The sequence below is a fragment of the Thalassiella azotivora genome (genome assembly GCF_054781695.1).
Genome location: NZ_BAAGTX010000006.1, coordinates 108,048 through 129,847, shown reverse-complemented (window position 1 = coordinate 129,847; position 21,800 = coordinate 108,048). Strand labels below are relative to the sequence as shown.

Here is a 21,800-nt window from a genome sequence, read left to right as displayed (position 1 = left end):
AGGTGGAGTACTGGCTGTACAGCGCACCCGCCGGAACGGCGTTCGGTGACGACGGCTGGACGCGGTACGCGACCCGCTGTTTGGCCCCCACCGACCCCACGGGCACGGACGCGGCACCGGTGATGACGCTCGAGGACTTCCAGCGCCTCCCGCTCCCAGCCGGTCAGCCGAACGTCCAGCCGCCCAACGGGTACACGCTCATCAACATCGAGACGAACGTGTACGCCCGCGCCGAGCCGACGACCCTGGACACCACCCTGCTGGGCATCCCCGTCCAGGTGCGCGCGACCCCGGTCGCGTTCCACTGGGACTTCGGCGACGGGCAGACGTTCGGCCCGCACGCCGACGCCGGCGACCCCTACCCCGCGCTGCGGATCACCAACACCTACGCCGAGCCCGGCACCTACGACATCACCCTGACCACCCACTACACCGGCGAGTACTCCGTCGCCGGCGGACCGTTCCTGCCCATCCCCGGCCAGGCGCAGGTCACCAGCGCCCCCGTCCAGGTCGAAGCCCTCGCCGGCCGCAACCAGCTCGTCGCCGACACCCTCCCCTGACCTGACCTCTGCAGGGTCCGGGACTCGTGATGCGCGGACTCCAAGAAACCGCTCCTGGAAGGGAAAGCGTGCTGCACTTTCGGAACGATCTGCACGATGCATCGCGGCACTACCCAAGCCATCGGCATCGCACGCTGACCGTCGCGTCGCTGCTCGCTGTCGCACTGGGAGTGTCAGGCTGCGGGAGCGAGCACAGCTCCTCTGAGCCGGGGCCGGGCAGCGTCGCCGAGGCGATCACTGGAGGTAGCAGTTGTGGCCTCAGCTCATCCGACGCAGCGCCCCCCGTGGAGACCCCACCCGAAACCGACTGGGAGCTTGTCGGAACGATCGCTGTGCCCACCGCCCCGGACGCTCATGGGCCGGGTCGGGTCGACGACGGTCTGCGATCGTGCTTCGCTCGTTCGCCCATGGGTGCGCTGTACGCGGCGGTCAACGTCCTCGCCGCGACGGCAGAGCCGGAGACGCGCACCCGGGCGGTTCAGGATCTGACGACCGGCCCAGGACGGGATCGCGCACTCGAGGAGCCCGAGGCAGAACCACCGGAGGACTCGTCACCGCCCGAGCTCACCGTCCAGGTGGCTGGCTTCGACTTCTTGACCTATGACGGCGAGGTTGCCGTCACGGACATGGCCCTCCGCGCCTCAAACGGTCGCTTCGTCCACCTCGTGCTGGTCCTGCGCTGGGAAGACGGCGATTGGCGGCTCTCCGTACCTCACGGTGGCAACGCGTACGACTCCATCCGCCCCCTGCGCGACCTCGAGGGTTTCGTGCCCTGGAGCGGCGCCTGAGGTTTGCGTCAAGGCATCCCACTGCGGGTGGCAACCTCACTGGTGTCCGAGGCGCCCCCGCGCCGCGTACAGATCACGCAGCAACGCGATCTCGGCGCCGTGGTGCAGCACCTCCTGGTTGACCCACCACACGATCTCCAGGAACGGCTGCTCGGCGTCGTCGCCGTCCGGGTACGTGCACCGCCCCACCTGGTCGAGCGCCGCGTCGTCCGCCGTCACCAACGCGCGCCGCCACGCGCCCACGGCGTCACGCAGCATCCCGACCGCGACAGTCGCGTCACCCGAGTAGACCAGGTCCGCCTCGCTGCCCGAGCGCGACCCGACCGTGTACTCGGCGCGGAAGTGCAGCATGTCCGTCAGGTGCGCCATCCGCCACGCGATCGTCGTCACCGGAGGCGGCCACGGGTGCGGGCGCCCGCCGTCCCGTCCCCACTCCCCCGCACCGACCAGCACCGTCGCGCCGACCCCCGGGCCGTCGGGCTTCCGCCGGACCGACCACGCGCCCGGCACCGGCTCCCACCGGTACTCCTCGTCCGACAACGGCAGCACCCGGACCCTCTCACCGTCACCGCTGTCCACGTCCGGGCCGGTCAACCGGGCGAGCAACCGCTCGGTCGACCAGTCGTACTGGGCCAGCAGCGGGGCGAGCCGAGGTGGCACGGCGACCATCCCGCGATGCTAGGCACGGTCCGGCCCTCGACGCGACGGCGTTTCCGACGGCCCGACGCGACACGCCGGTCACTGCTCGACGGCGAGCGCCCGCGCCAGCTCCTGCTCGATGTCCCTGGCCGTCAACGCGAGCGCGGACACCAGGGACGGCAGCCCGTCCTGGGAGAACCGTGCCGTCGGCAACGACACCGACACCGCGGCGTCGGCGTGCACGCCGTCCGCCCGGATCGCCCGCCCGACAGCGGTCACGCCCTTCTCCGTCCGGCCCGCGTTCACGGAGAACCCGCGCTCCCGCACCGACCGCAGCTCGCGCCGCAACGCCGGGACGTCGGGCAGCTGGTCCTCGCGGCCCTCCCACTTCTCCGGCGCGTACAGGGAGGCGATCTGCTCGTCGGACAGGTCGGCGAGCAGCAGCTTGCCGCCGGACGCCAGGTGCGCGGGGAAGACCATGCCCTCCCGGTTGCCGACCCGCAGTGGCTGGTCGCACTCCACCGACCCGACGAACCGGACGTGGTCCCCCGACAGCACGACGAGGTTCACCGTCTCCCGGACCCGGTCGACCAGCGCCTGCAGGTGCGGCATGGCCACCGCCCTCAGGAGCGCCGTCCGCGAGTGCGAGTGCGTCCCCAGCGACAGGACCGGGCCCGCGGCGTACCGGCGGTCCTCCGTCTGCACCGCAAAGTCCCGGTACACGAGCATCGCCAGCAGCCGGTGCGCGGTCGACCGGGCCACGCCCAGCCGCTCCGCCGCCTCCGACACGGTCATCGACCCCTCGACCTGCAGCGCGGCGGCCAGGAGGAGGGCGTGGTCGACGCTCTGGATCGCGTACGCCGGCTTCGCCTTCATTTGTTCTGTATAGCAGAACGTGCTGTTCCCCACAGCAGACTCACCCACACAGTCGAGTGCATGGCGACCACCACCCCTCCCGCAGCGGCACCCGGCGCCAGCCCGCGCACCGGCTCCCGCCCCGCATGGCTCGTGACCCTCCTCTGCTGGCTGATCGTGGTCTTCGACGGCTACGACCTCATCGTGTACGGCACGACCATCCCCGACCTGATGCGCGAGCCCGGGTGGGACCTGTCCGCCTCCGGCGCCGGCCTCATCGGCAGCCTCGCCTTCGCCGGGATGCTCGTCGGGGCCCTCGGCGCCGGGCAGCTCGCCGACCGGCTCGGCCGCCGCCGCACCATCCTGTGGTCGACCCTGTGGTTCTCCCTCTTCACCGCCCTGTGCTCGGTCGCCCCCGACCCGGAGACCTTCGGCCTCCTGCGCTTCCTCGCCGGCCTCGGCCTCGGCGGGCTCGTGCCCTCCGCGAACGCCCTCACCGCCGAGTTCGTCCGCATCCGCTCCCGCTCCACCGTCGCGACGATCATGATGTCCGGCGTCCCGATCGGCGGGACCGCCGCCGCGCTGATCGGCCTGTGGTTGCTGCCCGCCCAGGGCTGGCGCGCCATGTACGCCGTCGCGTTCCTCGCCGTCGTCGTCCTGCTCCCCCTGTGCGTGCGCTATCTGCCCGAGTCCCCGACGTGGCTGCGCTCCCACGGCCGCGACGCCGAGGCGACCGCCGTCGAGGAGCAGTACGGACTCACCCACGCCCACGAGGAGCGGCAGCACGCCACCGACACCGCCCACCACCGAGCGGGGATCGCGGGGCTGCTCGCCCCGAGGTACCGGACGGCGACCGTGCTGTTCTCCCTGGCGACCGTCGCGACGCTGTTCGCCTGGTACGGCCTCGGCACCTGGCTGCCCAAGCTGATGGGGTCCGACGCCCGGTTCGACATGGGTGAGCCGCTGTTCTTCCTGCTCGCGCTGAACCTCGGCGCCGTCCTCGGCTCCTTCGTCACCGCGTGGGCCGGGATGCGCTTCGGTCCCGTGCGCAGCGCCGTCGGCGCCGCCGCCGCGGCGGCCGTCGCGCTCGCGTTCCTGCTGACCTACCCGTCCAGCACGCTGCCCGTGTACGCGGCGCTCGTCCTCGCCGGTGTCGGCACCCACGGCACGCAGTGCCTGATCATCGCCGCCGTCGCCAGCCACTACCCGCCGCAGCTGCGCGGGACGTCGCTCGGCGTCGCCCTCGGCGTGGGCCGCGTCGGCGCCGTCCTCGCCCCGCAGGTCGGCGGGCTGCTCCTGGACGCCGACCTCGGCGTCGGCAGCAACTTCCTCGCCTTCTCCCTCGCCGCCGGCCTGGCCGCCGCGCTGCTGCTCGCCACCACCGTCGCGACGAAGCCCGCGCGCCGTCCCGAGCCGGTCGCCGTCCTCGCGCACTGAGCGCGCCAGACCACACCGACCACCGCTCCCGGAAGGAGACCGACCGTGACCATCACCTCCCCCGTCCGCCTGGACGCCGTCGACGCACCGGACCAGCCGACGCCCAGCCCCGCGCTGGCCGACCTGTACCGCGGGTTCGAGCAGGAGCTGCTCGTCCCGCTGTGGACCGAGATCGGCGACCTCATGCCCGCCCACCCGACGTCCCAGGCCAGCCCGCACGTGTGGCGGTGGAGCACCCTGATCGAGCTCGCCGCGCAGGCCGGGGAGCTCGTGCCCGTCGGCCGCGGCGGCGAGCGCCGCGCCATCGCCCTGGCGAACCCCTCGCTCGGCGGACGCCCGTTCGCGACGCCGACGCTGTGGGCGGCGATCCAGTACCTGATGCCCGGCGAGGACGCCCCCGAGCACCGGCACACCCAGCACGCGTTCCGGTTCGTCGTCGAAGGGTCCGGCGTCTGGACCGTCGTCGGCCGCGACCCCGTCCCGATGAACCGCGGCGACTTCCTCCCGCAGGCCGGGTGGAACTGGCACGCGCACCACAACGCCACCGACCGGCCGATGGCGTGGATCGACGGCCTGGACATCCCGTTCCAGTACGGCACCGAGGCCCAGTTCTTCGAGTTCGGCCGCGACGAGATCAGCGACGCCGAGCGGACCACCCCGCAGCGGTCCCGGTCCGAGCGGCTGTGGGGCCACCCCGGCCTGCGGCCCGTCGCCCTGCCCGACCCCCACCCCGCCACCCCGCTGCTGGCCTACCGGTGGGTCGACACCGACCGCGCGCTCACCGACCAGCTCGAGCTCGCCGCCGAGGGCCACCCCGGCGCCGTCGAGCCCGGCCACGCCGCCGTCCGGTACAGCAACCCCACCACCGGGGCGGACGTGCTGCCGACGATCCGGACCGAGATGCACCGGGTCACCCGCGGCACCGAGACCACCCCGGTCCGCGAGGTCGGGTCGTCCGTCTACCAGGTGTTCGACGGGTCCGGCACCGTCACCGTCGGCGACCGCTCCTGGAGCGTCACCCGCGGCGACCTGTTCGTCGTCCCGTCCTGGCAGCCGCTGTCGGTCCGCTCCGAGGCGTCCGCGTCCGACTCCGACTCCGGCGCGCTCGACCTGTTCCGGTTCAGCGACTCCCCCGTCTTCGAGGCGCTGCACCTCGCCCGCCGCACCCCCACCGCGACCACCCCCACGACCCAGGAGGTCACCCCCCGATGAGACTCGCCACCGTCCGCACCACCACCCCCACCGGCGCGGCGACCCGCGCCGTCCGCGTCGAGGAGGACCGTCTCGTCGACCTCGGCGCCGCCGACCTCGGCGAGCTGCTCGCCCGCCCCGGCTGGCAGGACGTCGCACGCACCGCCGACCAGGGCACCGTCGACGCCGAGGAGGTGAGTTTCGCGCCCGTCGTCCCCGCCCCCGGCAAGGTCGTCTGCGTCGGGCTGAACTACCGCAACCACATCCTCGAGATGGGCCGCGACCTGCCCGAGCACCCGACCCTGTTCTCCAAGTACGCCGACACGCTCGTCGGGGCGGGCGACGACATCGTCCTGCCACCGGAGACCGAGGCGTTCGACTGGGAGTGCGAGCTCGCCGTCGTCATCGGGTCCACCGTCCGCCGCGCCCGGGGCGCCGAGGCCGAGGTCGCCATCGCCGGGTTCGCGACCCTGAACGACATCACCTGCCGCGACTGGCAGTTCCGCACCAAGGAGTGGCTGCAGGGCAAGACCTGGGAGGCCACCACCCCGCTCGGGCCCTACCTCGTCACCCCCGACGAGCTGCCCGGCGGCGTCCGGCCCGCCCTCGACATCAGCACCACCGTCGACGGCGAGACCGTCCAGAAGGACAACACCGCCGACCTGCTGTTCGACCCCGTCGCCCTCGTCGAGTACGTCTCCACGATGGTCACCCTGCGGCCTGGTGACGTCATCGCCACCGGGACGCCCGGCGGCGTCGGCCACGCCCGCAAGCCCGCCCGTTACCTGCGCGCCGGGCAGACCGTCGTCACCGAGGTCGCCGGGCTCGGCCGCTGCGAGAACCGGGTCGTCGCCGAGGTGACCGGCGGGCAGGGCGAGGGGGCCGCCTGATGACCGGCGTCCCGCTGACCGACTCGCGCCGCTGGGTCCGCGACGGCACCGAGCTGCTGCTCGGCGTCCTCGACCGCGTCGACGACCACGACCTGGACGGCGCCACCGCGCTGCCCGGGTGGACCGGCCGGCACCTCGTCGCGCACGTCGCCGCCAACGCCGAGGCGCTCGTGCGGCTCGCGACGTGGGCGCGCACCGGCGTCGAGACGCCGATGTACGACTCGCCCGGTCAGCGGGACGCCGACATCCGGACCGGCGCGACGCTGCCGCCGTCCCGGCTGCGGGCGTGGGTCCGGGAGTCCGCGAAGGAGCTGGACGCCGCGTTCGACGCGCTCGACGCCGCCGGTGGCCCGGGTACCGGTCCGGGCGGCGGTGACTCGCCGTGGCAGGCCCCGGTGCGGACGGCGCAGGGCCGCACCGTCCCCGCCACGCAGGTCCCCTGGCTGCGCGCCCGCGAGGTGATGGTGCACGCCGTCGACCTCGCGGTGCTCGACCGCACCGGCGGGCCCGGCTACGCGGACCTGCCCGTCGGGTTCCTCACCGCCCTCGTGGCGGACGTCGCCACCAAGCGGTCCGCCGGACCCGGCCCCGCGCTCGTCCTCGCGCCCGACGGTGCGACCCCCACGACCGCCGTCCAGGGGGACGGCGAGCCGGTCACCGTCACCGGTCCGCTGCCCGCTCTCGCCGCCTGGCTCACGGGCCGCTCGGCCACCAGCACCCTCGCCGTCCGCACCGCCGACGGCACCGACCTGCCCGACCTGCCGCGCTGGCTCTGAGCCCGCCGATGGCCCAGCGACCAGAACCGACCACCAGCGACCAGCACACCGGAGGATCACCATGACGCACCACGACCAGGTCGACGTCCTCGTCGTCGGCGGCGGGATCGGCGGCCTGTCCAACGCCCTCGCCCTCACCCGCGCCGGGCTGCGCGTCCGCGTGCTGGAGTGCGCGCCCGCGTTCGGGGAGGTCGGCGCAGGACTGCAGATCGCCCCCAACTGCACCCGCATCCTGGAGTCCTGGGGCCTGCTCGACGAGGTCACCCGGGGCGGCGTCCTGCCCGACGCGCTCGTCATGCGCGACGCCGTCGACGGCAGCGAGCTCACCCGCCTCGACCTCGTCGACGCCCGGCGCCGCTACGGCTCCCCGTACGTCGTCATCCACCGCAGCGACCTGCACGGCATCCTGCTCGAGGCGTGCCAGGCCGCCGGGGTGGACCTCGTCAACGACGTCCGCGTCACCGGGTACGAGCAGGCACCCGGGTCCGCGACCGTCGTCCACGCCGGCGGTCGGGAGACCGCGCCCGTCGTCATCGCCGCCGACGGCCTGCACTCCGTCGCCCGCCGGCTGCTCAGCGACGACGAGCCCGTCAGCTCCGCGTACGTCGCGTACCGCGGCGCCGTCCCCGTCGAGCAGGTCGCCGACCGCGACGTGTCCCTCAGCGACGTCGTCGTGCACGTCGGACCGAAGTGCCACTTCGTGCAGTACCCGCTGCGTGGAGGGGAGATGTTCAACCAGGTCGCCGTGTTCGAGTCGCCGAAGGCACTGGCCGGCGAGGACGACTGGGGCACCCCCGACGAGCTGGACGACGCGTTCGCCAACACCTGCGACGACGTCCGCGACGGGCTGCCGCTGATGTGGCGGAACACGTGGTGGCGGATGTACGACCGCGACCCGATCCCCACCTGGGTCACCGGCCGGATCGCGCTCACCGGCGACGCCGCCCACCCGCCCCTGCAGTACCTTGCCCAGGGCGCCGTGATGGCGATCGAGGACGCGTGGGTGCTCGCCGAGCACGTGAAGGCGCAGCTGGACGTCGGCGGCCCGAGCGCTGTCGTCGACTGGGACGCCGCGCTCGCCGCGTACGACGCCGTCCGGCCCGAGCACTGCCGGCGGGTCGTCACCACCGCCCGCGCGTGGGGCGAGCTGTGGCACCTCACCGGCGAGGAGCGGCAGTGGCGCAACGACGTCATGCGGTCCCGCGACGTCCACGACTACTCGTTCGTCGACTGGCTGTACGGGCCGACCGCCCTGCGCCCCGAGCAGGAGCCCGCCATGTTCGAGCCCCTGCCCCGGACCGTTCCCGTCTGACCCCGCTCCACCCCGCCCCCGCCCGCACGCCCCCTCCGTACCCCTCGCTCCGCCGCACCCCTCGCCCGCCCCACCCCTCGCCGAGGCGGACGAACACGCCGCCTGAGCCGCAACGCACACGGCGTGTTCGTCCACCTCGTGTGCTGGGGATGGTCGGAGGGAGCGCGGGCGACGCAGGTCAGGACGGCGGGAAGTCGACCCGGCCGGCGGCGTTCAGGGGGTCGCGGACGAACGACCACAGCGACATCCCGATCCCGTAGGTGTGCCACGCACCACGCGGGGTGATCCGGACCATGCAGATGCCGTCGAGGTCGAGCTCGCCGTGGCTGGTGACTGCCTTCAGCGCGCCCTGCCTGACGAGCCGCTGCACCTCGTCGTCCTGCGGGTCGAGGAGGCGTGCCGTTCCGGCGAAGGCGATGGTGCACGGCGGCCCCACCGGCACCCGCCGGACCGGCACGTTCACGTGCACCCGCGGCTGCACGGCCATGTTGCGCGCCTTGCGGCTGCTGCGGAGCGTCCCCGTCCACAGCACGCCCTCGTGGAAGGCGTACACCACCCCGGCAGAGTGCGGGAACCCCCGCTCCGACATCGTCGCGAGCGTGCAGTACGACCGCTTCGCGACCAGCCGGACCACCGCGTCCGCGTCGGGGAGCACGAGCCCGTCCGACGAAGCCACCACGTCACCCGTCTGCGTCATGACCCCATCACAGCGCCCGACTGGCGAGACGATCCATGAGCCGGACGCTCATCCTCTTGCGCGATCGTCCAGCACCACGCCAGGCTCGGCACCGTGGACGTCCTCACGTCGGTCCTCGACGGCCCCCGCGCCCGCAACGCGTTCATGCTCCGCGCGCTGCTGGGACGCACCTTCTCGGTCCACGTGGAGGACGGGTGCCCGCTGGAGGTCGTGACCGTCCTCGCCGGGCAGGCGTGGGCGTGCCCGGACGACGGCCCGGCCGTGCACCTGTCCCCCGGTGACGTCGCCGTCGTCCGCAGCGACCGGCCGTGGACGCTCACCGACTCCCCGGGCCGCGAGGCGAGCATCGTGATCCACCCCGGGCAGCGGTGTACGACCGCCGACGGGCGCGAGCTCGCCGACGAGCTGACCCTCGGCGTCCGCTCGTGGGGTCCGGACCCGTCCGGCACCACCACCGTCCTCGTCGGCGCGTACAGCGCCCACCGGCAGGTCACGCAGCCGCTGCTCGACCTGCTCCCCCGCGTCGCCGTCCTCACCGCGGAGCAGCTCGACCCCGGCCTGCTGCGCCTCATCGACGGCGAGCTCGACCGCGACGCCCCCGGCCAGGAGGCGGTGCTCGACCGGCTGTTCGACGTCCTGCTCATCACCTGGCTGCGGACCTGGTTCGGCCGGGACGACGCCGACGTCCCCGCCTGGTACGCCGCGTACCGCGACCCCGACCTCGGCCCGGTGCTGCGGCTGCTGCACGACCAGCCGGCGCGGCCCTGGACCGTCGCGGCGCTCGCCCGCGAGGCCTCGATGTCACGGGCCGCCTTCGCCCGCCGGTTCACCGACCTCGTCGGCGAGCCACCGATGACGCACCTCACCGGCTACCGCCTGGCGCTGGCCGCGGACCTGCTGTCCGAGAACGGGTCCAGCCTGGAGTCCGTCGCCCGCCGCGTCGGCTACGGCTCCCCGTTCGCGCTGAGCGCCGCGTTCACCCGACACCACGGGATGACGCCTACCGCCTACCGGGCGGCCCAGCGCGCGGCCCAGGACACCGCCGCCCGGGTCGGGACCTGCTCACCCGCCTGACCCGCCTCCCACCACCTGACACACCGCACGAGGCGGACGAACACGCCGTGGCCGGGAAGCGGCGCACGGCGTGTTCGTCCGACTCGCGGGAGGGGCGGGGCGGGGGGGCGTGGGAGGGGGCGGGCGGGAGGGACGAGGGAGCGGGGTCGCTCACGCCCAGGCGGCGATGCCCTCCAGCGCCCGGTCCCGCCTCGGCGACGGGCAGGAGCTGACCTCGATCGACGTCCGGGCGATCGCGGCGAGCGCCGCGTCGTCCATCCCGTGGACCTCGGCCGCGAGGCGGTACTCGTCGTTGACGGTGGCACCGCTGAACAGCGGGCCGTCGCTGTTCAGCGTCACCTTCACGCCCGCCTCCAGCAGGCGCGGCAGCTGGTGCTCGGCCATGGACGGCGCGACCTGCAGCGACACGTTGGACGACGGGCAGACGTCCAGGGCGACCCCGCGGTCGACGAGCAGGGCGAGCACCGCGGGGTCCTCGACGGCGCGCACCCCGTGGCAGACCCTGGAAGCGCCGAGGTCCTCGACGCAGGACCGCACGTTCTCCGGCCCCGCCCCCTCCCCTCCGTGCGGGACGGCGACCAGACCCGCGTCGCGGGCGCGGGCGAACACGGACGCGAACGCCTGCGGCGGGTGGTTCGCCTCGTCGCCGGCGAGACCGAACGCCACGACGCCGCGACCGGCGTACCGGACGGCCAGGTCGAGGGAGCGCTCCGCGGCCTGCGGCCCGAGGCCCCGGTTGACGCCCAGCACGACCCCCGCGGCGGACGGCGCGTCCGGCCCGGCGCGCAACCCGTCGAGGACGGCCTCGACGACCGCGTCGTCGGGGCCGAGCCGCCCGGCGTACGTGGGCGGGATGAGGTGCACCTCGGTCCACACGACGCCCTGGGCGGCGGCGTCCTCGACGAGCTCGCGGGCGACGCGCCGCAGGTCGTCCAGCGACCCGATGAGGTCACGGGCGACCTCGTACTCGCCGACGAACTCCGTCAGGTCCCGGAACGGACCGGACCGGGGACCGGTCAGCCCGTCGCGCTCGGCGAGCTCGGCGGCCGTGGCCGGCCGCATCGACGCCTCCAGGTGCACGTGCAGCTCGGCCTTGGGCAGGTCGACCAGCCGCTCCCCCAGCGGCTGGTCGACCTGCACCGGCGAGGACGAGGCGCTCACTCCTGGCCCAGGTAGATCGTCTTGCCCCAGGTGTAGAACTCGATCGCGGTGGCGCCCTGCTCGCGGAACGTGTTGGACGAGGAGTCCTTCACGCCGCCGAACGGCACGTTGAGGTCGAGCCCCGTGGTGGGACGGTTGATCTTCACGACGCCGACCTGGGCGCGGTCGGCGAAGTCGTGCGCGTACCGCAGGTTGGTCGTGCAGATCCCCGCGGTCAGGCCGTACTGGGAGTCGTTGACTCGGGCGACGCCCTCGTCGTAGTCGGCGACGCCCATCACGGCGACGACCGGGCCGAACACCTCGTGCGTCGCCACGTACGAGTCGTGCGCCACGTCGGTCAGCACGGTCGGGGCGAAGAACGCGCCGTCGGGGACCTCGCCGCCGGTGACGACGGTCGCGCCCTCGCCGCGGGCGCGCTCGACGGCGCCGAGGTCGGTGGACAGCTGGTCGTCGCTCACGACCGGGCCCATCGTCGTCCCCTCGGCCAGGCCGTCGCCGGGCTGGAACGCCGCGGCCTCCTTGGCCAGGGCCTCGACGAACGCGTCGTGGACGCCGGGAGTGACGTACACGCGGGACGTCGCGGTGCACGCCTGCCCGGTGAGGGAGAACCCGCCCGCGGCGATGATCTTGGCCGCGGAGGCCACGTCGGCGTCGTCGACGACGAGGTAGGCGTTCTTGCCGCCCATCTCGGTCTGGATCCGGGCGCGGCGCTCGTTGAGCACCTCCTGCAGTCCGAGGCCGACCTTGGTGGACCCCGTGAACGACAGCGCGCCGACGCGCTCGTCGCGGGCGAGGGCGTCGCCGACGACGGAGCCCTTGCCGTGGACGACGTTCAGCACGCCCTCGGGCAGCCCGGCGTCGACGAGCGCGCGCGCCAGGTGGGTCGTCGACAGCGGCGTCAGCTCGGCCGGCTTGATGACGACCGCGTTGCCGCTGATCAGGGCGGGCGCCATCTTCCACGCGGGGATGGCGATCGGGAAGTTCCACGGGGTGATGAGCGCGGCGACGCCGATCGGCTCGTGCCGGGTGAGCACCTGGGTGCGGGGCAGGGACGACGGCAGCACGTCGCCGCCGAGCCGCCAGCCGTGCGAGCCGAAGAACCGCAGCACGTCGATGGCGCGGCGGACCTCCCCCATCGCCTCGGTGCGGGTCTTGCCCTCCTCGCGGACGAGGTCCTCGGCGACCTCGGTGTGCCGCTGGCGCAGCAGGTCGGCGGCGTCCAGGAGGATCGCGCCGCGGGCGGGGGCCGGCATGGCGGCCCAGCCCTTCTGGGCCTCGACCGCCGCGGCGACGGCGTCGGAGGCGACGGAGGCGTCGGAGCGCGGTGCGACGGCGGCGACCTCGTCGGGGCGGGCCGGGTTGCGGCGCTCGTTCGTGGGGTCGCCGACCCACTGGCCGGCGACGAGGTTCTGGACCTGCGTGGTCACGATGCTTCTCCCGTGGTCTCGGGTGCGGTTCGTTCTCTGGTCTGTTCTGGTTCGGCCGGCGAGCTGCCGGTCAGAGGCTGCGGACCATCCCGCCGTCGCAGCGCAGCGCGACGCCGGTGACGTACGACGCGGGGCCGCTGACGAGGAACGCCGCGGCGGCGCCGAACTCCGCCGGGTCGCCGTAGCGGCCCGCGGGGATGGTGGCCTTGGACTTCGCGGCGGCCTCCTCGGCGGTGGTGCCCTCGCGCTTGCCCTGCGCCTCGTCGAGGGACGCGACCCGGTCGGTGGCGATCCGGCCGGGCAGCAGCATGTTCACGGTGACACCGTCGGCGGCCACCTCGGACGCGAGCGTCTTGAGGTAGCCGGCGAGCGCGGCCCGCCCGAGGTTCGACAGGGCCAGGCTCGGGATGGGCGACTGGACGCCGCTGGACCCGACGGCCAGCACCCGGCCCCACTTCTGCTCGCGCATCCGCGGCAGCGCGAGCTGCACGAGCCGCACGTGCGGGCTGACGAGGGTCCGGACGGCGGCCTCGGCGGCCTCGGCGTCCACCGTGTCCGCGGTGCCCGGCTTGGGGCCGGGACCGTTGAGCACCAGGACGTCGACCCCGCCGAACGCCTCGACGGCGGCGGCGTGCAGCGCGTCGGCGCCGCCGTCCGCGGTGAGGTCGACCTCGACGCCGACGGCCTTCGCGGCGCCGGCGGCCTCGAGCTCGGCGGCGATCTCCCGGGCGCGCTCGCCGCGGCGTCCCGAGACGACGACGTTGGCGCCCTCGGCGGCGACGGCGCGGGCGACGGCCTCGCCGAGCCCTCCGGTGGAGGCGCAGACGAGGACGGTGCGTCCGTTCAGCTGGAGGTCCATCAGGCAGCCACCACCTGGTGCTGCGGGACGGCGTCCACGTGCCGGCGCAGCTGGTCGACGAGCGCCTCGGGCAGCGGGGTGGCCGGGGGCCGGACACCGCCCTCGAGGACGAGGCCGCGGCGGCGCAGGCACTCCTTGCGGATGGCCAGGGCGATCCCGACCTGCTGCTCGAAGTTCACCAGCGGCAGGTACGGGGTGAAGGCCTCCCGGGCGGCGTCGTACCCGCCGGTGCGGTACGCCTCGACGCACGCCTGCAGGCCCTCCGGGAACGAGAACCCGGTCATCGCCCCGGCGGACCCGGCGGCGAGCTCGTCGATCAGGCCGATCCCGCCGAGGCCACCGAACACCGGCACGTCGAGGTGCTTGGTGAGGGTGGCGATGGCGACGGTGGTCGGCGGGGCCTCGGCCTTGACGGCGACGACGAAGTCGAGGTCCTTGATCGCGGTGACGAGCGCGTCGGGGGTGATCCTCACGTTGCTGACGGCCGGGTAGTCCTGGACGACGATCCCGGCGCCGGTGGCCTCGTGCACGGCCTTGAGGTGCTTGGCCAGGACGGTCGGGTTGCCGGAGTTGACCTGCACCATGGCGCCGGCGAGCCGGTCGCCGACGACCTCCTGGGCGAGGCGGACCTCCTCGACCACCGGGGCGGTGGCCAGGGACGTGGCGCCGACGACGAGCGGCAGCTCGACGGTGTCGCAGACGGCCTCGAGGACGGAGCGGCGCTCGTCGGTGTCGAGGGCGGCGGCCTCGCCGAACACGCCGAGCACGGTCAGACCGGCGACGCCAATCGACTCGTAGTGCTCGACGAGCCGGGCGAGGCTGCCCTCGTCGACGTCGAAGGTGGACCCGTTGAAGGGGGTAGCGACGACTCCCCACACCCCGGGGGCCAGGTGGGCGGTGCTCATGGGTTTCCTCTCCTGAGCGGACGGTTCCTGAGCGAACAGTTCTGCAAGATCACGATCGTGGAGTGCGGTACCCCGCCCCACCGTCCCTCCCTCCACCCTCCCCCGTGATCTTGCACTTCTGACTGGGGGGCGATCACTTCTGCAAGATCACGGGGAAGGGGGTGGGGCGGGTCAGCGGCCGGTCCAGCGGGGCGGGCGCTTCTCCTGGAAGGCCAGCACGCCCTCGCGGCTGTCCTCGCTGTCGAGGGCCTCGACGAGCGCGGGGAGCCGCACCGTGTTGGCCTCCTTGGCGGTCAGGTGCTCGGTGCGCTGGACGAGCTGCTTGATGGCGCGCAGGGACGTCGGCGCGCAGGCCAGGACGTCGGCGAGCCACCTGTCGACGGCCGCGTCGAGCTCGTCGGGGGCGACGACCTCGTTGACCAGGCCCATCCGGTGCATGTCGGCGGCCGGGACGCGCCGCCCGGTCAGCAGCATGCCCATCGCCTGCACGTGCGGGACGCGGCGGACGAGGTTCGGCATGCCGCCGTCCAGGGGCAGCCGGCCCACGCGGGGCTCGGTCAGCCCGAACTGGGCCTTCTCGGAGGCGATGACGATGTCGCAGCCGAGCACCATCTCCATCCCGCCGCCGAGGGCGTAGCCGTTGACGCGCGCGATGACGGGGACGTCGAGGCTGCGGCGCAGCGACAGGCCGCCGAACCCGTTCGGGTCCAGGTCCGCCCAGTACTCCACGCCGGACTTGTCGATGGCCGAGGCGGACATGTCGGCGCCGACGCAGAACGCCCGCTCCCCTCCCCCGGTCAGGACGACGGCGCGCACGTCCCGGTCGGCCTCGATCGCCGCCCAGACCTCGTTGAGCCGGTCGTGGGTGGGGCGGTCGACGGCGTTGAGGACGCCGGGCCGGTCGATGGTGACGCGGGCGACGTGGTCGACGACCTCGAACCGCACCTCGTCGACGGCGGGCGTGGCCTCGGAGGGGGCGCTCACCGCAGGACCCCCGCCTCCACGAGCGCGTCGATGGTCTCCGGGTCGAAGCCGTGCTCGAGGAGCACCTCGCGGTTGTGCTCGCCGAGGCGCGGCGGCACCCGCCGCACCTGGTGCGGGGTGGCGGACAGCTTGATCGGCGCGTCGAGCATCTTCACGGTCCCGGCGGTGGGGTGCTCGACCTCGATGACCATCTGGTTGACGACGGTCTGCTCGTCCTCGAGCGCCTCGGCCATGGTGCGGACGGGGGCGCAGAGGATGTCCTCGCCCTCGAGGCGCTTGACCCAGTGGTCGGTCGTGTTCGTCGCCATCCGGTCGGAGAAGATCTTCTGCAGCGCGGGGCGCTGGGCGAACATCTTCTCCTGGGTGGAGAACTCCTCGCGCTCGGACAGGTCCTCGTCGAGCTCGAGGGCCTTGGAGATGTCCTGCAGCGGGTTCTGCTTGAAGGCGCCGACCATGACGACCGCGCCGTCCTGGGTCTCGAACACGCCCGACAGCGGCATGCTCGCCCAGTTGATCTCGTAGCCGCGGTTGAGCTGCATGCAGGCCTCCTGCATCTGCATGTGCAGCATCGAGTCGTACATGGTGACGTCGACCCGCTGGCCCTCACCGGTGCGGTCCCGCGCGATGAGGGCCATCAGGATGCCCTGCATGAGGTGCATCCCGGTGGTGTAGTCGCACAGCGTCGTCGGGTACACGTTCAGCGGGATCTCCGGCGCCTCACGGCGCCACATCACCCCGGAGTACGCCTGCGCGATGACGTCCTGACCGCCCTTGTGCGACAGCGGGCCGGACTCGCCGAAGCCGGTCCCCTGGGCCCAGACGAGACGCGGGTTGATCTCGTGCAGCGCGTCGTAGCCGAACCCGATCCGCTCCATCACGCCGGCGCGGAAGTTGCTGACGACCACGTCGGCGTCACGGACGAGCTGGTGGACGACCTGCTTGCCCTCGTCGGTGCGGGTGTCCACGGACACGCTGCGCTTGTTGCGGTTGATGGACAGGAAGATCGGGTTGTCCTTGCCGTCCTTGTCCGGGATGGACGACCGGGACAGGTCCCCGACGCCGGGCCGCTCGATCTTGATGACGTCGGCGCCGTAGTCGCCGAGCATCTGCGTGCAGCTCGGGCCCATGTACACCTGGGTGAAGTCGACGACGGTGATGCCCTTGAGCGGCAGCGCCGTCCGGTCGTGCGGGTTGACGTGCGCGGGTGGGTGGATCTCGACCACGGCTCAGACCTCCGACAGCTCGGGGACGGTGGCGTTGGGGGCGGGCACGTCGCCCGGGTCGCCGCCCTGCTCGCGGACCTTCGCCTGGATCAGGGCCGGGTCGACCTGGCGGACGGTGGTGCCGGCGTCCACGGCGAGACCGGCGGCCACCCCGGCCGCCTGGCCCATCGCCATGCAGGGCGGGATCTCGCGGGAGATCCGCTGGGCGTCCGGGGTCGCCGAGTAGTGGCGGCCGGCGACGAGCAGCTGGTCGACCTCGCGGGGCAGCAGCGCCCGGTACGGGGTGTAGTAGTCGCGGCCGCGGGCGACCGAGTCGGGGAAGTGCACCCGGCCGGTGACGTCGTCCTTGGTGACGACGTACTCGCCCTGCAGCAGCCGCGTCTGGCGCACGCCCATCTGCTCGGCGACGTCGACGAGGTAGCTCTTCTCGAACCCGGGCAGGTTCTCCTTCACGTACTCGACGGCGGCGGCCATCCGCTCGCGGGCGTCGAACTCGGCCGCGGTCAGGGACGCCGGGTCGGTGCCGTCGTACCCGGTCATGTGCGGGCAGTTGCACCACACGACGCCGGGGATCGGGGTCTTGAGCCACCACAGGTCCCACGCCCCGCCGAGCATGCGCTTGACCTTGCGGTTGATCGCCCGGGCCTCGCGGGGGTTCTCCTGCTCGAAGCGCTCCGCGGCGTCGGTGTCGACGCCGCCGAGCCGGAAGACCAGGGTCGTCAGGTAGTTGTCCTTGACGTACCCGGCGCCGGCGCGGGAGGCGACGTCGATGTCGCCGGTGGTGTCGATGACCACGTCTCCCAGGATGGCCTGCGGGCCCTGCTTCGTCTCGACGACGACGCCCTTCAGCCGGCCGTCGTCCACGACCGGGCGGGAGAACCAGGAGTGCAGCCGCAGGTTCACCCCCGCCTCGCGGACCAGGTCGTTGGACACGCGCTTCCAGCCGTCAGGGTCGAACGCGACCGCGTAGCAGATCGGCTTGGGGCTGGAGTGGGAGTGGAAGTCGAACGTCCCCCAGCGGCCCCACCTGTTCCAGGTCTCGGTCGAGGAGTACCGGTCGGACTCCGGCGGGTAGACCGCCAGGCCGATCTTCTCCATCCGGTCGACGTACTCGGAGACGATGCCGGTCACGGAGATCTCCTGGCCGTTGGCCATGTCGTCCAGGACGAGGACCATGCCGCCGGAGGCGAGGCCGCCGAGGGCGGAGTAGCGCTCGAGGAGGGTGACGCTGGCGCCGGTGCGGGCCGCGGCGACCGCGGCGCTGACCCCGGCCGGTCCCCCGCCGACGACGACGACGTCGGAGCGGCTGACGACGGGTGCGTCCAGGTCGGCGGAGGAGAGCTTCAGGTCGGACTGCTGCATGGGACTTTCCTTCGGTACGGCAGACCGGCGCGGGGCGCGCGGGACTGCTGGGGGCTGGCACCGGCGCAGGCCGTGCTGCTCGGCGGTGCGGGGCTGCGCGGGCGGTGCGGAACTGCGCGGGGAGGGCGCCGGCGGCCGGTCGGGCCCGGCCGCCGGCGCGCGGGGTCAGGCGGTGACCTCCGCCTCCCACGTCACGACGAGCCGCTCGGCGAGGCCGACGAGGGCGAAGAACACGACCGCCATCAGGGAAGCGACCGCCATGGTCGCGTACAGCAGCGGCGTGTTGAAGTTGTACGTCGCCTGGATGATCAGGTAGCCCAGGCCCTCCTGGGAGCCGATCCACTCGGCGACGATCGCGCCGATGACGACGTTGCCGGCCGCGATCTTCAGGGAGGCGAAAAGGTACGGCAGGGACGCGAACACCCGCACCTTCCAGAACACCTCGGCGCGCGAGGCGGACAGCACCCGCAGCAGCTCGATCGACTGCTTGTCGACCGACTCCAGGCCCTTGACCATGTTGACCAGCGTCGGGAAGAAGGAGATCAGCGCGGCGATGAGGATCTTCGGCGTGTAGCCCTGGCCGAACATGATGACCAGCACGGGCGCGACGGCGACGATCGGGATGGTCCGGACGAACACCGCGACGGGCATCAGGGCCCGCTCGGCGGTCTTCCAGTGCACGAACAGCACGGCGAGCAGGATCGCGACGCCGTTGCCGAGCACGAACCCGGCGACCGACTCGATGAACGTCGGCCACGTGTTCTGCATGAGCATGGACCAGTTGGTCCGCAGGGACTCCCACACCTCGACGGGCGAGGGCACGATGTAGGTGGGGATCCCGAAGACGTCGGTCACGAGCTGCCAGATCAGCAGGATCGCCGCGGCGACGCCCAGGGGCAGCAGGAGCCGGCCCACCCCGTGGCGACGGCGCCTGCGGGACGGGGGCGTCGGCGGCCCGGAGAGGTCCTTCTCGGTCTCGGTCGTGGCGAGGGTGGTCATCAGCAGGTCTCCAGCAGCTGGCGCAGGTGCGCGGCGATGGCCGTGAACTCGGGGGTGTCTCGCACCGCGAGCTCACGCGGGTAGGGCAGGTCGATCGGCACGAGCTCGCGCACCCGCCCGGGGTGCGAGGAGAGCACGAGGACCTTCTGGGAGAGGAAGACCGACTCCGGGATGCTGTGCGTGACGAACAGGATCGTCGTCCCCGTGGCCTGCCAGATCTTGAGCAGCTCCTCGTTGAGCCGGTCGCGGGTGATCTCGTCCAGGGCACCGAACGGCTCGTCCATCAGCAGCACCTTCGGCTTGCAGACGAGGGCGCGGGCGATGGACACGCGCTGGCGCATGCCGCCGGACAGCTCGTGCGGGTAGGCGTCCTCGCGACCCTTGAGGCCCACGAGCTCGAGTAGCCGCTCCGGCGAGTCGTGGTCGGCGTCCTTGGCGAGCCTGCCGACCTGCAGCGGGAGGCGGACGTTCTCGATCGCCGTCCGCCACGGCAGCAGCGCGGCGTCCTGGAAGACGAAGCCGAGCTTGCGGGCCTTGCGGGCCTCCTCGGGCGCCGCGCCGAGGACGGTGACGTCACCGTCGGTGGGGTGCAGCAGGTCGGCGACGACGCGCAGCAGCGTGGACTTGCCGCAGCCGGACGGGCCGAGGAGGGAGACGAAGCACGACTCCTCCAGGTCGACGCTGACGTCCTTGAGGGCGGTGACGTGGCCGCTGTCGGTGTCGAAGGTGACGGTGACGTCGCGCAGGGACACGGCGCCGCGGTCGGTGGTCGTACCGGACGGGGTGCTCACGGTGGTGTGGGTCATGCTCACGGTTCCGATCAGGGTCGGGGCGCGGGAGGTGCCGGCGCTCAGGCGATCTGGCGGTCGTCGGACGTCGCGTCGAGGACGTCGAGGGTGACGACCTCGTCCACGGACGGCGCGGCCCCCTTGAACTGGTCGAGCTCGGCCCACGTGTCGATCTGGCTCTGCCAGACCTCGCGGTCCATCGCGCCCCAGCCGTTCTCCTCGGTGAAACCGGTGAACGCGAACTCGAGCAGCACCTCACCCTGCTCGCGGATGTCGTCGGCGACGAGCGTGGGCTGCAGCTCCACGACGGCCTCGGCGGCGGCCTGCAGGTCGTCGCGGGCGTCGATCCAGCCCTGCGCCGTGGCGGCCGTCCACTTCTGGACCAGCTCGGCGTTCTGCTCGAGGGTGTCGTCCGTGGCGTAGTACGGGTAGCCGTACAGCTGGATGCCCGCGTCCCACAGCCGCATCGTGACGAAGTCGCCGCCGAGCGGGCGCATCGCGGTGGTGTTGCTCAGCCAGCCGGTCCACACGTCCACCTGGCCGGTGGTCAGCGGGACGACGTCCGCGCCGATGACGACGACCTCGACGTCGGCGGGGTCGATGTCGTTCTTGGCCAGCAGCGCGGACAGCAGGACCTGCCCGGTCGCCTGGGTGCCGACCTTCTTGCCGATGAGGTCGCGCGGCTCGTTCACGGGGTTGTCGGGCAGGGACACGTAGGCGTACGGGTGCTCCTGGACGCCGACGGCGAACGCCTTGACCGGCACCCCCTGGGACCGGGCGAGCATGAGCGACGGGCTGGAGCTGACCTCGCCGAGGTCGTGCTGGCCGCCGCCGACGAGCGCGACGCCGTCGATGCTCGGGCCGCCGGGAGAGATCGACAGGTTGATGCCGTTGTCCGCGTAGTAGCCCTTGGACATGGCCACGGCCTCCCCGAGCTGGCCCTCGCTGATCAGCCACCCGAGCTGCAGCGACAGGTTCTCGGTGCCACCGCCGGAACCGCCGCCGGTGTTGGCGTCGCGGGCCGCGTCGTTGCAGGCGGCCAGCAGGGTGGTCCCGCCGACGGCGCCGCCGATGACGAGGCCGGAGCGGGTGAGGAAGCTGCGACGGGTGAAGGGTGCGGGGGTCGTGGTCATGGTGATGATCCGTTCCTCCGTGGTCACGGTGGGTGACCTCAAGTGGGTAGGGGTGCGGAACCGTCGGCGGTCGACGGCGTGAGGGTGTGACGATGCGACTCCGCGTGACGGAGCGTGAGCAGCGAGCGGTGGCGCTGCCTGCCGGACCGCTCGGCGCTGGGGGCCGGCGACCCGGACGGGTCAGAAGGTGGGGGGTGTGATGACCCAGACGGCGGTGACGGGTTCCGGGCCGGGGTTGCGGTACCAGTGCGGGGTGGTGCTCGGGTAGGTGATGGAGTCACCGGGCCCGAGCTCGTGCCGGACGCCGTCCAGGTAGACCTCGTGGCGGCCGGACAGGACGAGGCCGAACTCCTCGCCGGGGTGGGTGAAGGGCGTCTCGGAGGTGTCGTAGCCGGCGGGGGCCTCCACCCAGATCGACTCGAGCGCGCCCTCGAGGTTGGGGGTGAGCAGCTCGTGGAGCGCGTCGATGCCACCGGCGTTGTGCACGTCGAGGCTGCGGCGCTCCGCCGCACGCACCACCGGCGACGTCTCCTCCGCGGTGTGGAAGAGACGCCCGATCGGCACGTCGAGCGCGTGCGCCATCTGCACGAGCGTGTTGAACGAGGGGTTGCCCCGGCCACGCTCGATCTGGCTGATCAGGCCCATGCTGACCTCGCTGCGACGCCCCAGCTCCTCCAGCGTCAGGCGCCGCATCTTGCGCAGCGTCCGCAGCTGGGTCCCGACGGTGGCCATCAACGCCT

General features: G+C 73.0%; 22 protein-coding genes. 8 read left to right on the top strand and 14 right to left on the bottom strand.

Translation table 11 applies throughout. The features are described 5' to 3' along the window. Positions 1-2 precede the first annotated feature (2 nt). The gene (locus ACYVQV_RS06000) at positions 3-560 is read left to right on the top strand and encodes a PKD domain-containing protein (protein WP_461022353.1); all 558 of its coding nucleotides are present in this window, start codon (positions 3-5) and stop codon (positions 558-560) included. Between the two features lie 407 nt (positions 561-967). Further along, positions 968-1,348, top strand: a complete 381-nt coding sequence (locus tag ACYVQV_RS05995) for a hypothetical protein (protein ID WP_461022352.1) — start codon at positions 968-970, stop codon at positions 1,346-1,348. Positions 1,349-1,384: 36 nt separating this feature from the next. Here ACYVQV_RS05995 and ACYVQV_RS05990 read toward each other — a convergent pair whose 3' ends face one another. Both ACYVQV_RS05990 and ACYVQV_RS05985 read right to left on the bottom strand, forming a co-directional pair. Continuing rightward, a complete protein-coding gene (locus ACYVQV_RS05990; RefSeq protein WP_461022351.1) occupies positions 1,385-2,017 on the bottom strand; it encodes a DinB family protein in 633 nt (210 codons plus the stop codon). Positions 2,018-2,086: 69 nt separating this feature from the next. Continuing rightward, on the bottom strand, positions 2,087-2,863 hold the full coding sequence (locus tag ACYVQV_RS05985) for an IclR family transcriptional regulator (RefSeq protein WP_461022381.1): 777 nt from the start codon (positions 2,861-2,863) through the stop codon (positions 2,087-2,089). A gap of 60 nt (positions 2,864-2,923) precedes the next feature. On the opposite strand from ACYVQV_RS05985, the gene ACYVQV_RS05980 reads away from it, so the two are divergent. The 5 genes from ACYVQV_RS05980 (at position 2,924) to ACYVQV_RS05960 (ending at position 8,448) form a co-directional block, all read left to right on the top strand. Further along, the gene (locus tag ACYVQV_RS05980) at positions 2,924-4,279 is read left to right on the top strand and encodes an MFS transporter (RefSeq protein WP_461022350.1); all 1,356 of its coding nucleotides are present in this window, start codon (positions 2,924-2,926) and stop codon (positions 4,277-4,279) included. Between the two features lie 45 nt (positions 4,280-4,324). Then, positions 4,325-5,491 carry a cupin domain-containing protein gene (locus ACYVQV_RS05975; protein ID WP_461022349.1) on the top strand — a complete coding sequence of 389 codons (1,167 nt, stop codon included), beginning with the start codon at positions 4,325-4,327 and terminating at the stop codon, positions 5,489-5,491. Then, positions 5,488-6,360 carry a fumarylacetoacetate hydrolase family protein gene (locus tag ACYVQV_RS05970; protein ID WP_461022348.1) on the top strand — a complete coding sequence of 291 codons (873 nt, stop codon included), beginning with the start codon at positions 5,488-5,490 and terminating at the stop codon, positions 6,358-6,360. The genes ACYVQV_RS05975 and ACYVQV_RS05970 overlap by 4 nt, the downstream gene beginning before the upstream one ends. Further along, positions 6,360-7,136 (top strand): maleylpyruvate isomerase family mycothiol-dependent enzyme, encoded by a 777-nt coding sequence (locus ACYVQV_RS05965; RefSeq protein ID WP_461022347.1) that lies wholly within the window; start codon positions 6,360-6,362, stop codon positions 7,134-7,136. Before ACYVQV_RS05970 ends, ACYVQV_RS05965 begins: the two co-directional genes overlap by 1 nt. A gap of 61 nt (positions 7,137-7,197) precedes the next feature. Beyond that, complete coding sequence (locus tag ACYVQV_RS05960) at positions 7,198-8,448, top strand: FAD-dependent monooxygenase (RefSeq protein WP_461022346.1); 1,251 nt, start codon at positions 7,198-7,200, stop codon at positions 8,446-8,448. A gap of 178 nt (positions 8,449-8,626) precedes the next feature. On the opposite strand, the gene ACYVQV_RS05955 is transcribed toward ACYVQV_RS05960, so the two are convergent. Next, complete coding sequence (locus tag ACYVQV_RS05955) at positions 8,627-9,145, bottom strand: pyridoxamine 5'-phosphate oxidase family protein (protein ID WP_461022345.1); 519 nt, start codon at positions 9,143-9,145, stop codon at positions 8,627-8,629. Between the two features lie 93 nt (positions 9,146-9,238). Between ACYVQV_RS05955 and ACYVQV_RS05950 the strand changes: the two genes are divergently transcribed. Then, positions 9,239-10,219: an AraC family transcriptional regulator gene (locus tag ACYVQV_RS05950; RefSeq protein WP_461022344.1), complete on the top strand. Its 981-nt coding sequence runs from the start codon at positions 9,239-9,241 to the stop codon at positions 10,217-10,219. Positions 10,220-10,369: 150 nt separating this feature from the next. Here the strand turns inward: ACYVQV_RS05950 and add are convergent, their stop codons facing one another. The 11 genes from add to ACYVQV_RS05895 all read right to left on the bottom strand — a co-directional run bounded on the left by add (position 10,370) and on the right by ACYVQV_RS05895 (position 21,792). Further along, positions 10,370-11,380, bottom strand: coding sequence for an adenosine deaminase (gene add / locus ACYVQV_RS05945; protein WP_461022343.1), 1,011 nt, complete (start codon positions 11,378-11,380; stop codon positions 10,370-10,372). After that, complete coding sequence (locus tag ACYVQV_RS05940; protein WP_461022342.1) at positions 11,377-12,807, bottom strand: aldehyde dehydrogenase family protein; 1,431 nt, start codon at positions 12,805-12,807, stop codon at positions 11,377-11,379. The genes add and ACYVQV_RS05940 overlap by 4 nt, the downstream gene beginning before the upstream one ends. 70 nt (positions 12,808-12,877) lie before the next feature. Continuing rightward, positions 12,878-13,666, bottom strand: a complete 789-nt coding sequence (locus tag ACYVQV_RS05935) for an SDR family oxidoreductase (RefSeq protein WP_461022341.1) — start codon at positions 13,664-13,666, stop codon at positions 12,878-12,880. Then, the gene (locus ACYVQV_RS05930) at positions 13,666-14,571 is read right to left on the bottom strand and encodes a dihydrodipicolinate synthase family protein (protein WP_461022340.1); all 906 of its coding nucleotides are present in this window, start codon (positions 14,569-14,571) and stop codon (positions 13,666-13,668) included. The genes ACYVQV_RS05935 and ACYVQV_RS05930 overlap by 1 nt, the downstream gene beginning before the upstream one ends. A gap of 171 nt (positions 14,572-14,742) precedes the next feature. After that, a complete protein-coding gene (locus tag ACYVQV_RS05925) occupies positions 14,743-15,555 on the bottom strand; it encodes an enoyl-CoA hydratase-related protein (RefSeq protein WP_461022339.1) in 813 nt (270 codons plus the stop codon). Further along, entirely contained in the window at positions 15,552-16,778 is a 1,227-nt protein-coding gene (locus ACYVQV_RS05920; RefSeq protein ID WP_461022338.1) for a CaiB/BaiF CoA transferase family protein, read from the bottom strand. The genes ACYVQV_RS05925 and ACYVQV_RS05920 overlap by 4 nt, the downstream gene beginning before the upstream one ends. Before the next feature lie 3 nt (positions 16,779-16,781). Then, on the bottom strand, positions 16,782-18,140 hold the full coding sequence (locus ACYVQV_RS05915; RefSeq protein ID WP_461022337.1) for an FAD-dependent oxidoreductase: 1,359 nt from the start codon (positions 18,138-18,140) through the stop codon (positions 16,782-16,784). 165 nt (positions 18,141-18,305) lie between these two features. After that, a complete protein-coding gene (locus ACYVQV_RS05910; protein WP_461022336.1) occupies positions 18,306-19,139 on the bottom strand; it encodes an ABC transporter permease in 834 nt (277 codons plus the stop codon). Continuing rightward, a complete protein-coding gene (locus tag ACYVQV_RS05905) occupies positions 19,139-19,945 on the bottom strand; it encodes an ABC transporter ATP-binding protein (protein WP_461022380.1) in 807 nt (268 codons plus the stop codon). The genes ACYVQV_RS05910 and ACYVQV_RS05905 overlap by 1 nt, the downstream gene beginning before the upstream one ends. A gap of 44 nt (positions 19,946-19,989) precedes the next feature. Then, positions 19,990-21,060: an ABC transporter substrate-binding protein gene (locus tag ACYVQV_RS05900; protein ID WP_461022335.1), complete on the bottom strand. Its 1,071-nt coding sequence runs from the start codon at positions 21,058-21,060 to the stop codon at positions 19,990-19,992. Positions 21,061-21,240: 180 nt separating this feature from the next. Continuing rightward, positions 21,241-21,792: a helix-turn-helix domain-containing protein gene (locus ACYVQV_RS05895; RefSeq protein WP_461022379.1), complete on the bottom strand. Its 552-nt coding sequence runs from the start codon at positions 21,790-21,792 to the stop codon at positions 21,241-21,243. Between the last annotated feature and the right edge of the window lie 8 nt (positions 21,793-21,800).